Below are 15,013 nucleotides of genomic sequence, written 5' to 3' on the forward strand. Positions count from 1 at the left end.
ATCCGTCCGACAAGAGCTTCCTGCAACGGCCGCGGCGAAGCCAATATTGCTTCGCCGTCAGGCCGGCAGCGTTCTGAATCACGACAATACAAAGCAAGAGAGGGGGAGACACATGAGCAACACTGCAGAGGTCATTTCTGGGGCGACCGGCCGGGCTGACTCGGCGCCGATCACGTCCGCGTACCGCAAGCTTGTCGTCGCATCCTCGCTCGGATCGGTGATCGAGCACTACGACTTCTTCATCTACGCCTTCACCGCGCCCGTGGTGTTCGACCGCTTCTTCTTCCCCAAGATGGATTCCACCGCGAGCATGCTGGCGGTCTACGCGACATTCGCGGTCGGCTTCGTCGCACGCCCGCTCGGCGGCATGGTGTTCGGCCATTACGGCGACCGGCTCGGCCGCAAGGCGATGCTGACGATCACCTTCGTGCTGATGGGGGTTGCGAGCTTTCTGATCGGCTGCCTGCCGAGCTATGACGCGATCGGGCTGCTGGCGCCGATCGCGCTCGTCGCCTTGCGCTTCGTCCAGGGCTTTGCCTTCGGCGGTGAGTACATGAATGCGGTGTCGCTGACGCTGGAGAATGCGCCCTCGGCAAGACGCGGCTTCTTCGCCTCCTTTGTCAATGCTTCGGGTCCGATCGGCGTGATCCTGGCGTCCGGCTTCATCGCGCTGCTCGGCTTCGCCTCGACCCCGCAGGACTTTGCGCAATGGGTCTGGCGCGTACCCTTCGTGCTGAGCCTCGTGCTGGTGGTGCTCGGCACTTACATCCGCCTCCAGGTCGACGAGTCCACGTTATTCAAGGCGGTCGAGGCGTCGGCCGCGCGGCCGAAGACGCCGCTGCTCGACGTGCTGCGGTCGTGGAAAAAATCGGTGCTGTTCGGCTGCCTCGCCAACATGGTGCACAGCACGTTCCAGTACATGAGCACGGTGTTCGTGCTCGGCTATGCCGTGAAGACGCTCGGCATGGCACAGTCCAACGTCACCTTCGGCACCATGGTCGCCAACGTGCTGGAGATGTGCATGGTGCCGCTGATCGCCAGCTTTTCGGACCGGTTCGGCCGGCGCCCGTTCATGGCGCTTGGCATCCTGCTCGCCGCAGCGTGGTACCCGATCTACTTCCAGCTGGTCGCGACCAAGGATCCGACGCTGCTCATCATGGGCCTCGTCGTCTCCATCGGCATCATCCACGCGCTGATGTTCGCGCCTGAAGCTGCCTTCACCGCCGAGCTGTTTCCGACCGAGGTCCGCGTCAGCGGCTCCTCGCTCGGCAAGCAGCTCGGCATCATCCTCGGCGGCGGCATTGCGCCGCTGGTCGGCACGGCGCTGATGGGATCTAGCGGCAGCTTCACCCCCGTCATCCTCTATTTCGAAGCGATCGCGGTCTGCGCCTTCATCGGCATCCTGCTGGCGCCGGAGAGTTCAAAACGCGCACTGTAGCCTAAGATGCAGGGCTTTCTTGGCGGCCGGGAAAGCCCGGCCGCCGCCTGCAATTTTGGATTGTCCCGGCGCAAGGTGGATGCGAGATTGCGAGCCGAGCGGGTAATCTGAATTGTGACGACGATGGGGCTCACGGCGCTTGATCTCGGGCTTCGCGGCGCGGCAAGCGGCGTGTTCCTCCTGATGGTGCTCGTGCTGCTGCAGCTTCGGCCCTACAACAAGCATGTGCTGCTAGGTATCGCGATGTCGGCCGGCGGCGCGGCCTTCGCGATCGCGACCGCGCCGTTCATCCCGAAATCCTCGTTGTGGTGGACGCTGTGGCCTCGCGAGGCTGAGTCTTTTTTGGGGCGGCGTGTTTGGCCGAGATCTGGGCGCGCTCGTTTCGACGAAAGGACGTCCTACTCCGTCCGGATCGGCGCATCCTTGAGGCCGTTGGCGTCATAGGCCTTGCGCAAGGTGCCATTGGCGAGCGCATCGGTCATGAACCTGGTGACGAATGCCAGCGCCTGGGTGTGACCGAGCGGCACGGCGACCGCCGTGACCGTCTTCTTGAAGGTCTCGTCCAGCACGCGCGTGCCGGGAATCTTTTGCGCCATCTTGTTGAGCTGGTCGCGCGATAGCGCGAAGGCGTCGATGTCGCCGTTCTTCAGGAGCTCGAAGATCTCGTCATACGTCTGATAGCCCGTCACCTTCGCATTCTTCAGATGCGCGAGCGCGCCGCGCATCGTGGTCGTGGCGTTGACGGCGGCGACTTCGATGCCGGGCTGGTCGAGCGTCGCAAAACTGGTCACGCCCGATCCTGCCTTGACGATATAGGTCGCATCCGCGACCTCGTAGATCGGGCCGAACGCCATCCTGGTCTCGCGCTCGGGATCCTTTGGCAGGAACGTGACGTCCCAGGTCCCCTTCGCGGCCGTGTCGGTGATCTGCCCGGAATTGTTGTGCACCACATATTCGACCGATACGCCGAGCGCGGCCGCCATCGCCTTGCCGAGGTCGACGGGCACGCCGGCGAAGCCTGCTTCGGTCCTGGTCGACCAGAACGCGCCGCCGGCCGGGCTGATCGCGATGGCGACGCGCAATTTGCCGGTCGGCGCAATTTCAGCCCTGAGATCCTCAGCCATCGCCGGCATCGCCATCATCGCGGCGAGCGCGAGGCCAGCGCAGGCCGGCCAGATCGTGATCGGCATGGCATCAGTCTCCCCGTCCACTCGTCCATCATTCGCGATCCCTAAATTGTGGTCGATCATGCGACCCGTGAAAAGTGGATTTGTCAGAATCACGGACAAAACTGTCACATGCCGCGCCGCTCTTCGCAGTGCAAGACCATCACGCCGCCATGGCTATGGTGTTCCACGGCTCCCCGTTTGTTGCTATCAAATTGCGAGGCGACCTGCCGCAGGCATACAACAGACGGGGACCACCGCAATGACGCGCGCGAATCTCGCTTGTCCGGCACGGCACGATCAACGGTCAGGACAGATCGGGCGACTCCTCGCTGCGATGACGGCCGTCGTCGCGCTTGGGGGCTGCGAGCAGAAGAACGTCTACGCGCCGCCGCCGCCGCCCAAGGTGGACGTGGCAGTGCCGGTGCAGCGCGCGGTGACGCGCTATGTCGAGGCCACCGGCAACACTGCGCCGATCAAGAGCGTCGACCTCGTCGCACGCGTGCAGGGCTTCTTGCAGACGATCGACTACCAGGACGGCAGCTTCGTGAAACAGGGCACCCAGCTCTTCACGATCGAGCCGGAAACCTACAAGCTGAAGGTCGAGCAGGCGCAGGCCGCCGAGGTCGGGGCGCAGGCCACGCTCAAGCAGGCCGAAGCCGATTTCAAGCGGCAGACCGAGCTCGTGCAGCGCCAGGCAGTCTCGCAATCGATTCTCGACACTTCGACATCCACCCGTGACAACGCGCAGGCCGGTCTCCAGCAGGCCCAGGTCAATACGAGGCTCGCCGAGGTCAATTACGGCTACACCAAGGTCAGCGCACCGTTCGACGGCATCGTCAGTGCGCACCTGGTCTCGATCGGCGAGCTCGTCGGCGTCTCCTCCCCGACCCAGCTCGCGACCATCGTCGCGCTGGACCCGATCTGGGTGAACTTCACGGTCAACGAGCAGGATGTCCTGCGCATCCGCGCCGAAGCGGCCCGCCGCGGGCTGACCGTCGCCGACCTCAAGCAATTTCCGGTCGAGGTCGGCCTGCAGACCGAGACGGGTTATCCCCATGAGGGCCGACTCGACTATGTCTCGCCAACCCTCAATTCGTCGACGGGCACGCTCGCGGTGCGTGGCATCATTCCCAATGACAAACGGGTGCTGCTGCCCGGCTACTTCGTTCGAGTCCGGGTGCCGTTCGACCAGGACAAGAATGCCCTGCTCGTCCCCGACACCGCGCTCGGCAGCGACCAGAGTGGCCGCTATCTCCTGGTGGTCAACAACGAGAACACGGTCGAGCAGCGCAAGGTGCAGATCGGCCAGGTGGACAACGGCCTGCGCGTGATCGAAAGCGGCCTGAAGCCGGACGACCGCGTGGTGATCGCCGGGCTCCTGCGGGTGATTCCGGGCCAGAAGATCGACCCGCAAGTGACGAAGATCGAGCAGCCACAGGCGTCTGCCAAGTAGGAGCTGCCGGCCATGATCTCAAAATTCTTCATCGAGCGGCCGGTCCTCTCGAACGTCATCGCGCTCCTGATGATCCTGATCGGCGGCGTCGCGCTGTTCAATCTGGCGATCGCGCAATATCCCGACGTGGTGCCTCCCACGGTGCAGGTCACCACGCGCTATCCCGGCGCCAGCGCCAAGACGGTGATCGACACCGTGGCGCTGCCGATCGAGCAACAGGTCAACGGCGTCGAGGACATGCTCTACATGCAGTCCTACAGCGGCTCCGACGGCACCTACACGCTGACCGTGACCTTCAAGATCGGCACCGACCTCAACTTCGCGCAGGTGCTGGTGCAGAACCGCGTCTCCAGTGCTCTGTCGCAATTGCCGCAGGCCGTGCAGAACCAGGGCGTCACCGTGCAGAAGCGGTCGACCTCGATCCTCCTGTTCGTGACGCTGACCTCGCCGGACTCCAGGTTCGACAGCCTTTTTTTGAGCAACTACGCCACCATCAACATCCGCGACGAGCTCTCGCGCCTGCCCGGCGTCGGCAACGTCACGGTGTTCGGCGCCGGCCAGTATTCGATGCGGGTCTGGCTCGATCCCAACAAGCTGCTGGCCCGCGATCTGGTGCCGCAGGATGTCATCAACGCGATCCAGCAGCAGAGCCAGCAGGTGTCGGCCGGCCAGGTCGGCGCGCCGCCGACGCCGCCGGGTCAGGCGTTCCAGTACACCCTCAACGTCAACGGACGGCTCGACGACCCCACCCAGTTCGAGAACATCATCGTCAAGACCGGCACCAGCGGCGACGTCACGCGCGTGCGCGACGTCGGCTGGGTGGAGCTGGGTGCGCAGACCTACAGCCAGATCTTCTCGCTCAACAAGCAGCCCGCCACCGGCATCGGCGTATTCCAGTCGCCCGGCGCCAACGCGCTGCAGGTCGAGCAGGCCGTTGAAAGGAAGATGGCGGAGCTCGCCAAGCGATTCCCGGAAGGCATCAAATACGACACGCCGTTCGACACCACCAAATTCGTGCAGGCCTCCGTGCACGAGGTCTACATGACATTGATCGAGGCCGGCCTCTTGGTGCTGGTCGTGATCCTGGTGTTCCTGCAGGATTGGCGCGCGATGCTGGTGCCGGCGACGACCGTGCCGGTGACCATCATCGGTGCCTTCGCCGCGATGGCCGCGCTCGGCTTCACCATCAACATGTCGACACTGTTTGCGATCGTGCTCGCGATCGGCATCGTGGTCGACGACGCGATCGTCGTGGTCGAAGGCGCCGCCCACAATATCGAGCAGGGAATGAACGGCCACGACGCCGCGATCCGGGCGATGGACCAGCTGTTCGCGCCGATCGTCGGCATTACTCTCGTGCTGATCTCGGTGTTCCTGCCGGCGTCGTTCCTCGCAGGCCTCACCGGCCGCATCTATTCGCAATTCGCGCTGGTGATTGCCGCGACTGCGCTGCTCAGCGCCATCAACGCGGCGACGCTGAAACCGACGCAGTGCGCGCTCTGGCTGCGGCCGACGGTGCCACAGGAGCAGCGCAACTTCTTCTATCGCGGCTTCAACGCCGTCTATAACCGCGTCGAACGCGGCTATACCCGGCTGATCGGAACCCTCGTCAGGAACGCCACGGTCTCGGTCGCGATTGCATTGGTCCTGATCGGGATCGGCGGCTACGGCCTGTCACGGGTGCCGACCGGTTTCCTGCCGATCGAGGACCAGGGCTATCTGATCGCCGCCGTGCAACTGCCCGACGGCGCCTCGCTCGAGCGAACCCAGAGTGTGCTCGACAAGGCCAGCGAGCTCATCAAGGACACGCCGGGCGTCCAGCAGGTCATCACCATCGCAGGTATCTCAGCGCTCGACAACAGCGCGAGCCTTGCAAATGCCGGCGTCGCCTACATCATCCTGAAGGACTGGGCCGCGCGCGGCAAAGACGAGGATCTCCGCTCGCTGGTATATGGCCTGAACGACAGGGTCGCGACCATCATGGAGGCGCGCACGCTGGTGCTGCCGCCGCCGCCGATCCAGGGCATCGGCAACGCGGCCGGCTTCTCGATGCAGATCGAGCTGCGCGACGGCAACAGCGACTTTGCAAAACTCCAGGCGATCACCAGCGCGATGGTCTCTAACGCCCAGAGCCAGAGCGCGCTGCAGCGTGTCTCCTCGTCGTTCCGCTCGTCGGTGCCGCAATTCAACGTCGAGATCGACCGCATCAAGACCCAGACCCTGCACGTGACGACGGACCAGGTGTTCTCGGCGCTGTCGACCTATCTCGGCTCGTCCTACGTCAACCAGTTCAACAAGTTCGGCCGCGTGTTCCAGGTCTATACGCAGGCCGACCCGGCGTTCCGCGTCACTGAGCGCGACATTGCCAACATGCAGGTGCGCAACTCGAACGGCGACATGATCCCGATCGGCACCGTCGCCACGATCACGCCGGCCACGGGGCCGTCGCTGATCAGCCTCTACAATCTCTATCCCTCCTCGACCATCGTCGGCCTGCCCGCGCAGGGCTACTCCTCCGGCGAATCCCTGCGATTGATGGAGGAGATCGCAGACAAGACGCTGCCGCCCGGCACCGGCTTCGAATGGACCGCGATGTCCTATCAGGAGAAGGCGGTCTCGAACCAGATCTACTGGGTGTTCGGCCTCGCCATGCTGCTGGTCTATCTCGTGCTCTGCGGCCAGTATGAGAGCTGGTACGCGCCGATCTCGGTGATCCTCGCGGTGCCGCTGTCGCTGATCGGGCCGATGCTGGTGCTCAACGGCCTCAAGATCGACAACAACCTGTATTGCCAGATCGGCCTGATCCTGCTGATCGCGCTGTCGGCCAAGAACGCCATCCTGATCGTCGAGGTCGGCCTCGAGTTGCACGTCCGCGACGGCAAGCCGCTGCTGGAGTCCGCGATCGAAGCGGCACGCGCCCGCTTCCGGCCGATCCTGATGACGTCGTTCGCCTTCATCCTCGGCGTCGTGCCGCTGGTGCTCGCAACCGGCGCCGGCGCCAGCGCCCGCAAGTCGATCGGCATCACCGTGTTCTCGGGCATGCTCGCCTCGACCTGCCTCGCGGTGCTGTTCGTGCCGGCCTTCTTCGTGGTGGTGCAGCGTTTTGAGAACTGGCGTGCATCGCGCAAGAAGCGGACACCCCATGGGCAGCCGGCCACGGAAGTAAAGTCTTAGGCGTTCGCCCTCTCCACGGGCAAAAATGTCGAAAACAACCCCATGCAAAGTAGCCCATGATGCCGGCATGAGGCACTTCGTATTTTACGAAATCATTTGACACGTCGGGCAAATCAGGGGCATAATGGCATCATCGTAGCAAGTACCGGACGATCAAGCCCGATCTGATCCCATCAGGCCCTAAAGCGCGGCTTTAGGTTGAATTGTCATCGCGCCGTGCCCGAAAAAGGGCCAACATGCGACATCGCGGCTGTTCATGACGTTGCGGGATTGGATGCCCGCGACACGGCGGATACTTCGCCGACGATACTGAGCGACGTTTGATTGCTAGGCCGCGCTAGGGTTTCAGCGACGCCAGATAGGCGCTGATCGAAATCAGATCATCCTCGGTCAAGTTAGTGACGACATTGGACATCAATGGGCTCCATGCTCCGGTCCGCTGTCCGTGCTGAAACTCGTACAGCTGACGGGTGACATAACTCGGCGAACGGCCCGCCAGGGGCGGGATCGGGCCGAGCCCGTGCAGCGCTGGCCCATGGCAAACGCCGCACGACACCGTCTTGCCGCCGCCGCTCGCGACCAGCGCTTCTCCTTTTTTAACCGCGCCGGGCGGTACATAGGCAATGAACCTGGCGCGGCTATCACGATTCTCGAACTGCGCGAGATCTTCGGGCACCTCGATAATACGGCTTCCGATCGGCTCCTTCTCACCATTACCAAGATCGGCGAGGAACCATCCGGCGACGAAAGTCTTCGGCACGACATCCGTTTCCACGACGCGGATGCGGTCGCGCGGGCTTAGTGAGGAAAAATACGCCGCCGCTGACGCGATTTCGGAATCAGTTGCGCTTTTCGCGAGCGAGATCATCAGCGTTTGCGGAACGCGATTTTGCACCGCCGTTGTTCTCATTCCGCTTTTGTAGTCCACCAGCTGTTGAACGATGTAGGTAGCTGGCAGTCCGGCGAGGTCAGCATTTTCCGGACCACCTTGACCATTCGCCCTATGACAAAAACCGCAAGCGAACACGTCGGGCTTCCTACCGTGCGCAACGATATCGGGAAGCGCAGCGTGGTCTTCGGGATGCCAGACCGGCGCCAGAAATAGATCTCGGGTTTGCGGAACCGTATAGGACGCGCGGCTGTCCGGTACCGATCGTGGCTTGCCGTCGTCGGGCACCGGTTTGAAGTCGGGCGGATTGACCGGATAGGCCCACGCGGGCGGACCTTCGCTTCGTGCCGGTTGAACGGCGAGCGCGGCAATGGGCAACAGTAAGATAGCAGCGAGCATGCGCATCTTATCCCTCACCTTTCTGACGCCTGATCCAAAAAAGCATTGCATGATGTCGGCTAGAACAACTTCGAATCCTGAGCCCGTAGGAGGAAACTGCCTACGTCCGCCGTGGGTCGAACCCCGATCAGCCACCTCGCAGCCAAGCTGGACTTCGCCGAAGGTCCTACAAGCGACATTAGAAAGAGGCCGCCCACTGAGGCGGGCACACAAAAAGGTGCCAAGCAGTGGCACCACCACTAGGTGAGATTAGAGATCACGCCTTATCGTGCGCGTACTTCTCCAAAACCAGCCGATTATATTCATCTCTCACAGCTTTCCGTGAGACATGCCCTTTTCGGTCTTTTGCAATCTTCAGAAGATCAGGATCAGTCGGTGCCCGTGATTTCCGTCTAAATCTAGCAAAAAGTTGGCTAGTGGGCCCCGGGGTCCTTCCAAACAGCCGGTCAAACCATCCCATTGTGTCCTCCCGGACAGACGGCGCATTAAGACAATATCATGAATTTAGGACACTAGGGGCTAAATACGGACAGTGCCCACCAGCCCTATGGGAACAGATTAGCAGCCGAGAACGATCCAGGTGATCTCAATGAGAACGGGACTTACTCTCGGCCCACTCTTGGCCACACGACTTATCGTGAAGTGCTTCATTCAATCACCTCGTCGGCGCGAGCGAGCTCCGATTGCGGCACATAGGCCGAGCGCCTTCGCTGTCCTCACATTGATTGCGAGCTGGAACTTCGTCGGCTGCTGCACGGACAGGTTGGCGGCCTTGGCACCTTTCAGGATCTCATCGACGTAGGTTGCGGCCTTCCGGTACGCATCGGCCTCGTCGGACCCATAGCTCAGCAGGCCGCCCTGATCTGCGAAATCGCGAACGAAAGACACCGCCGGCAGTTGGTAGCGCACTGCGAGCTCGGCAACCCACGGCGCCCGAGATAGCGGCCTGCGTATCGATGGCGCTTAGGTCATGTTGCCGCGCGGTCAAAACCCGCGCGACGATAGGTGGCATTGTTTTTTGTCGCAAAGGCTCGTCCTTTTGAGAGCGGATCTTACCGATCGTGGGTGCGCTCTCGATAAAGGCCAGCGCATGCTTGAGCTTTGGAACAAATGGTACGAGACCTTGGCCTCGATCGAGGCCCTCGCCACTGTCGTCGTTATTGCAGTGGTGGCTGCTGGCACAATTACGCTGGTGGAAGGTTGGCGGCGTCCGACAAAACACTGATTTGGGACGACGTCGCGAGAGAAAACCGCTGCGCACCTTCCCGGACCACGCCTACGGCGTAGGGCGCGACCCCATAAATTTGAAGGGCGCGGCTAGACGTCTGCTTTCGTGCGCATATCGGATTCAAGTCGGACATGGCACCATGCCCGAAAAGGGCCGAAAGCAGACATCAAGTGCGGATGATGCGCGTGCACTTTGGATGCGGAGCCGACGTTCGCTTTGGCGGTACTTCCAAAGCGACGCACAACCCGCCAGCCGGTATCGAGGACGTCGTTCTCAAACGCGTCGGCAAGCCCGTCGGCTAAGCGGGCCGCGACGGCAGCGAGGTCATCGCTTCCAGTTGCGCTGTTCGCGTTGCTAACACAGCAGCAAGCTCTTGTGCAGCCGATCCTCGGGTTCGAAATTTTGCGCGAGCCTTCGGACAGTCTCGACAAATCGCAAGCGATACGTGGCCGCCCTGTCGACGTCTCCGTACTTCGCGAAGATCTCGGCGGCAGTGCGGTACACCCGCCAGGAAGCAATCGGGAAGTCGGCCCTGTCGACGATCTCCAGCGCGCGGGACAGGTGCAACCGAGCCTCCGCTGAATCACCCAAGGCAAGCGCAGTACGCGCGAGCAGTCCGTGGGCCTGGGCCAGGTGATTGAGATCTGGAGCCGTTGCCACATAGTCGTGGAGCTGACGTGCACAGCTCTGAGCCTGCGTATAGTCGTCAACCTGCAAGTAATATTCGCCAAGGCAAGGATACACCTGCGTCGCGGCGGTAAATTCGATGTCGATGCCTTCTTCATGCCTGCGGCGCTCAATATCGTCAAATTGCCTGCGAGCTCCCGACGGATCGTTCAGGCCGACATAGGCCTTCGCAAGGACGGCCCGCTTGTGGAAGTATGTCGATTGATCGCCGACCAGCAGACCATCGTCGACGCTTTCGCAGATCTCCCGGGCTCCATCAAACTCCATCGCTTCGACGTGCAACCACGCAAGCGTCAGCCGGCACAATGCGCTGCTGGGGCCGTTCGCGTTCCTGATGGCCAGTTCGAGGCCGGCCGTGATTTCACGTCGCAATTCGCGCCATTCACCCAGATGAATGAGCGCGATTGATTCAAGAACGTTGAACAGAACAAAGGTGTAAACGTCGCCAGCTAAACGCGCCAACCGCTTTCCTTCCGTGCCGGCGCGGCGGCACTCCTGGTACCGCGACCTCCAGCAGTCGACGATACCGGATATTCCATTGCGCCTGATCAAGATGCCATAATTCGTGGCACTCGCACTCAGCTCGATCGCCCTGTCACAGAGCGTGGCGTCCTGTTTGCGCCAGCCGTTGAGGAACAGGTTGACGCTCGCGCTGCTGCCCTGGACCAGAGCCTTGAATGTGTCGTCCGCAAGCGATGCTCAATTCAATTAAGCTTACGGCTGGGAAACGGAAGGTTGTGCGGTGGACATCTTTACGGTGCGCGGGGCCAAGCCCGACGAACAACGTGAGCTAACGCGCCTCTGTGTGCGCGCCACGATGCATGCGGGCTACGACGAAGCGTTCATCGACCGATCGATACCCGCGCTTACGATCACTCTACCATTGATTAGTGGGGATTTTGTTCGGGTGGCACGAGATAGCTCCAGCGAAGTCGTCGGCGTTGTCTCGGTGACGCCGACCGCGCTGCAAGGAATTGCGCAGCTTCACCACCTTTTTGTTGACCCGGCGCATTGGAAACGCGGGATTGGTCGAGTTCTTTTCCGGGCGGCTGTAGCTCGCGCAAAAGAGATAAAAGCCGGCGCCCTCATGATCTCTGCCGAACCCTCAGCGGAAGGGTTTTATGAGCGGATGGGAGCCATCAGGATCGGCGAAGTACCATTTTTCTTCTCGCCGGAAATCATACTGCCTCATCTATTGTACGTGATCCCTCGCGAGACATGATGCGCAGCGCCGGCCGGCCCCGTTGCGCCTCTGGCTCTCGCGACCAGCAGACGGCTCTCGGACGAATGTGGTGATGTCCGGTGCTGTGCGTGGCGGACGAGAGAGCGGGGGGCGTGGCCATATCGACGCGATTGCCCCGTTTCGGACATGTGCCTAGCCTGATCGGACATGGGTCTAGCCAGACATCGGCCTACAATTTCTGCTATGTAGTCATCATTCCCCCGGAATATGGGGTTGATATTGAGCAGCGAGCGTGTGGAAAGGCGACTGGCGGCGGTGCTGGCGGCAGACGTGGCCGGTTATAGCCGTCTGATGGGCCTCGATGAGGAACGCACGCTCGCCAACCTGAAATCGCTCCGAAAGACGCTACTCGATCCCTCCATCGCCGCGCATCGAGGCCGCATCGTCAAGACGACGGGCGACGGCATGCTGGTCGAATTTGCCAGCGCGGTCGACGCAGCCCGGTGCGCCGCCGAAGTCCAACGCGGTATGGCTGCTCAAAATATCGACGTAGCACGGCACAAGAGGATTGAATTTCGGATCGGTGTTCACGTCGGCGACATTATCGTCGATGAAAACGACATATTTGGCGACAGCGTCAACATCGCGGCGCGTCTGGAAGGACTAGCAGAGCCCGGCGGCATCTGCATTTCCGATGATGCCCACCGGCAGATCCGCGGCAAGGTCGATCTTGCTCTCGAGGATATGGGACCGCAAACGCTGAAGAATATTGCTGAACCCATGCGTGCCTGGCGTTGTCGGATTGATGCCGACTCTTCTTTGGTACCGCCGACGAAACCATCGGCCGAGACTAGTCAAACTCTCGTTCTTCCCGACAAGCCCTCTATCGCGGTTCTGCCGTTCCAGAACATGAGCGGCGATCCGGAGCAGGAGTATTTTGCTGACGGAATGGTCGAAGAGATCACGACAGCGCTCTCGCGGTTCAAGGCGCTGTTCGTCATCGCGCGTAATTCGAGTTTTGCGTACAAGGGCAGAGCCGTCGATATCAAACAGGTCGGGCGCGAGCTTGGCGTCCGCTACGTTCTTGAAGGTAGTGTCCGTAAAGCTGCCGGAAAAATCCGCATTACCGGCCAATTGATCGATGCGGCGATCGGGTCCCACCTTTGGGCGGATCGCTTTGAAGGCGACCTAAGCGATATCTTTGCTCTTCAAGACCAGATGACGGAGAGGGTTGTCTCCGCAATCGCGCCGAGATTGTTGCAGGCTGAAATCGAACTGGCGACGCGACGGCGGCCAGACAACCTCAGCGCTTATGACCTCTATCTCCGAGCCGCACCACGGCTTTATTCTGGTACCCGCGAGGGCTCAGCAGAGGCCCTCCAGCTGTTGTATCGTGCCTTGGAGATCGACTCTCGGTATGGTGCTGCGGCGTCGTTTGCAGCAAGCTGCCATCTTCACAATATCAGTCATGGATGGGCCATCGATCCGAAGTCAACGATTGAAGAAGCGGCGCGGCTTTCGCGACTGGCACTCAGTGTTGACGAGAATGACCCGGAGGCGCTGGCCATCGCTGGTCGCGTAACGGCTTTCTCTGGCGATATCGACGCTGCTATCGAACTGGTGGACCGGGCCGTCGCTCTCAATCCAAATTCAGCGAATGCATGGCACAGGAGAGGCTTGACTTATCGGCATATTGGGCAGCCTGACGAAGCACTCCGGAGTATCGAGCGCGCCATCCGCCTGAGCCCCGTCGACCCCTGGATTTTCCTGATGTTCACGGGAATGGGCATTGCCTGCATTGACCTTCGGCGCTTCGACGAGGCGGTCGAGTTTGCAAGGAAAGCCCTTCGCAGGAACCACGTTTCTTCGATGGTCTATCGCTGCCTCGCGGTGGCCTTGGCGCATCTCGGACGCGAAGCAGAAGCGAAAGAGGCAGTTGCCCGCATGCTTGAGCTCGAACCCGGTTTTCGCATCGCTGAATGGGTGGCCCGCACCAGTTCGTCGAAGCTCCAGATATTTATCGAGGGTCTGCGTAAAGCAGGGCTTCCCGAATGAGTGACACAGAGGTTGTCAAATGTCGAACCGCCGAGTGGCTACTTCCGGTTTTGGCTCGTCACGTCGATTCCCGAAGTGCTCGGTATGGCCGCCATTGAGGGGTAACCGGATCAGCCAGCGAGCGTCGCCGGCGTGGCACGCCTCAGGTGGCCTGCGAGAACGGGGTGCGGATCTCGCGCGGCAGGATGATCGCAGCGGCGATGGCGAGCAGGCAGAGCGCGGCGAAGGCGCGCAGCATGGTGACGAAACCGCCCTGCTCGTAGAGCCAGGCGACCAGGCCAACGGACGCGCCGGCCGCGGTGAAGCCGACGAAATAGCGCACCGCATAGGCGCGCGAGCGCCATTCCTCGGTGGTGTACTTGCCGACCATGGCGTCGTTCACCGTGACCTGCCCGAACGCGCCCATGACGATGCCGATCGAGACCACGATCAGCGGCAGGTTGGACAGGCTCGCCGCGAGATACAGGAACGGCGCCAGCATGAAGGACAGCGGCAACGCCACCGTCTTCAGCGAATAATGATCGAGCAGCCGGCCGATCGTGTACTGCGTCATCGCGCCGAACACGTAGACACAGGCTGCGATGCCCCCTAACAGCGCCGGGCTCCTGGTGAGATCGGCGAGCCGCTCCGCAAACAACTTTGGCAGCGCCACCGTGACCGCATTGAATGTCGTCGAGATCGCGATCACGACGATCAGCAGCGCAAGGACCACGCGCCACATGTCCTGCTTGGCGACGCGCGCCTGCGCGGCCGCCTGCCTGCTGCCCTTGCGATCCTCATGCACGACGGTCATCGCGAAGGCGATGCCGATCAGCACCGTGACGAGCCCCGGAACAATGAAGGCAAAGCGCCAGCCGAGATATTGCCCGATCACGCCGGTGACCAGTGCGGACGACGCAACGCCGAGATTGCCCCAGACGCCGTTCAGTCCCATCTCGCGGCCGAGCCTGTCGGCATAGGACACGATCATCGCGGTGCCGACGGGATGGTAAATCGAGGCGAAGATGCCGATCGCGAGCAGCGCCGCGCCGAGCTCGACCTGCGTCTGCACGAAGCCGACCGAGATCATCGAGGCGCCGATGCCGATGAAGAAGATCACCATCATGTGGCGGCGACTCCAGCGGTCGCCGAGCCAACCGGTGAGCAGCGATCCCGCGCCGAAGGCGATGAAACCCGGCGTCGCGTAAGGCAGCAGCTCGGAATAGGCCATGCCGAGCGCCGGCCCCATGATGATCACGGCGGCGGCGAAGATCAGCATCGCATAGTGATCGATAAAATGGGCGGCGTTAACGAAACCGATCACCCGGCCAGGACTATTCATGACGTGCGAATCCTCTC

At 61.7% G+C, this 15,013-nt stretch carries 11 protein-coding genes; 6 read left to right on the top strand and 5 right to left on the bottom strand.

Annotation, left to right across the window (positions count from 1 at the left end; genetic code table 11):
• Window positions 1-112: 112 nt before the first annotated feature.
• Window positions 113-1,438 (top strand): MFS transporter, encoded by a 1,326-nt coding sequence (locus YUU_RS0111220; protein ID WP_027522454.1) that lies wholly within the window; start codon window positions 113-115, stop codon window positions 1,436-1,438.
• A gap of 114 nt (window positions 1,439-1,552) precedes the next feature.
• Window positions 1,553-1,882 carry a hypothetical protein gene (locus YUU_RS61125; protein WP_245287993.1) on the top strand — a complete coding sequence of 110 codons (330 nt, stop codon included), beginning with the start codon at window positions 1,553-1,555 and terminating at the stop codon, window positions 1,880-1,882.
• On the opposite strand, the gene YUU_RS0111230 is transcribed toward YUU_RS61125, so the two are convergent.
• Window positions 1,837-2,628, bottom strand: coding sequence for a transporter substrate-binding domain-containing protein (locus YUU_RS0111230; protein ID WP_027522456.1), 792 nt, complete (start codon window positions 2,626-2,628; stop codon window positions 1,837-1,839). The genes YUU_RS61125 and YUU_RS0111230 overlap by 46 nt on opposite strands.
• Before the next feature lie 238 nt (window positions 2,629-2,866).
• Between YUU_RS0111230 and YUU_RS0111235 the strand changes: the two genes are divergently transcribed.
• Both YUU_RS0111235 and YUU_RS0111240 read left to right on the top strand, forming a co-directional pair.
• Window positions 2,867-4,060, top strand: a complete 1,194-nt coding sequence (locus tag YUU_RS0111235; RefSeq protein ID WP_027522457.1) for an efflux RND transporter periplasmic adaptor subunit — start codon at window positions 2,867-2,869, stop codon at window positions 4,058-4,060.
• A gap of 12 nt (window positions 4,061-4,072) precedes the next feature.
• On the top strand, window positions 4,073-7,234 hold the full coding sequence (locus YUU_RS0111240; protein WP_027522458.1) for an efflux RND transporter permease subunit: 3,162 nt from the start codon (window positions 4,073-4,075) through the stop codon (window positions 7,232-7,234).
• 337 nt (window positions 7,235-7,571) lie between these two features.
• Here the strand turns inward: YUU_RS0111240 and YUU_RS0111245 are convergent, their stop codons facing one another.
• The 3 genes from YUU_RS0111245 to YUU_RS0111265 all read right to left on the bottom strand — a co-directional run bounded on the left by YUU_RS0111245 (window position 7,572) and on the right by YUU_RS0111265 (window position 10,899).
• On the bottom strand, window positions 7,572-8,522 hold the full coding sequence (locus YUU_RS0111245; protein ID WP_051389693.1) for a c-type cytochrome: 951 nt from the start codon (window positions 8,520-8,522) through the stop codon (window positions 7,572-7,574).
• A gap of 651 nt (window positions 8,523-9,173) precedes the next feature.
• Window positions 9,174-9,431, bottom strand: coding sequence for an ABC transporter substrate binding protein (locus YUU_RS0111250; protein ID WP_027522460.1), 258 nt, complete (start codon window positions 9,429-9,431; stop codon window positions 9,174-9,176).
• Window positions 9,432-10,104: 673 nt separating this feature from the next.
• Window positions 10,105-10,899, bottom strand: coding sequence for a lipopolysaccharide assembly protein LapB (locus tag YUU_RS0111265; protein WP_156944227.1), 795 nt, complete (start codon window positions 10,897-10,899; stop codon window positions 10,105-10,107).
• A gap of 280 nt (window positions 10,900-11,179) precedes the next feature.
• On the opposite strand from YUU_RS0111265, the gene YUU_RS50645 reads away from it, so the two are divergent.
• Entirely contained in the window at window positions 11,180-11,659 is a 480-nt protein-coding gene (locus YUU_RS50645) for a GNAT family N-acetyltransferase (protein WP_051389692.1), read from the top strand.
• 240 nt (window positions 11,660-11,899) lie between these two features.
• Window positions 11,900-13,675 carry an adenylate/guanylate cyclase domain-containing protein gene (locus YUU_RS0111275; RefSeq protein ID WP_245287994.1) on the top strand — a complete coding sequence of 592 codons (1,776 nt, stop codon included), beginning with the start codon at window positions 11,900-11,902 and terminating at the stop codon, window positions 13,673-13,675.
• Between the two features lie 142 nt (window positions 13,676-13,817).
• Here YUU_RS0111275 and YUU_RS0111280 read toward each other — a convergent pair whose 3' ends face one another.
• Complete coding sequence (locus YUU_RS0111280; protein ID WP_027522463.1) at window positions 13,818-14,996, bottom strand: MFS transporter; 1,179 nt, start codon at window positions 14,994-14,996, stop codon at window positions 13,818-13,820.
• Window positions 14,997-15,013: the final 17 nt, after the last annotated feature.

The organism is Bradyrhizobium sp. Ec3.3 (assembly GCF_000472925.1).
Taxonomy (GTDB): Bacteria; Pseudomonadota; Alphaproteobacteria; order Rhizobiales; family Xanthobacteraceae; genus Bradyrhizobium.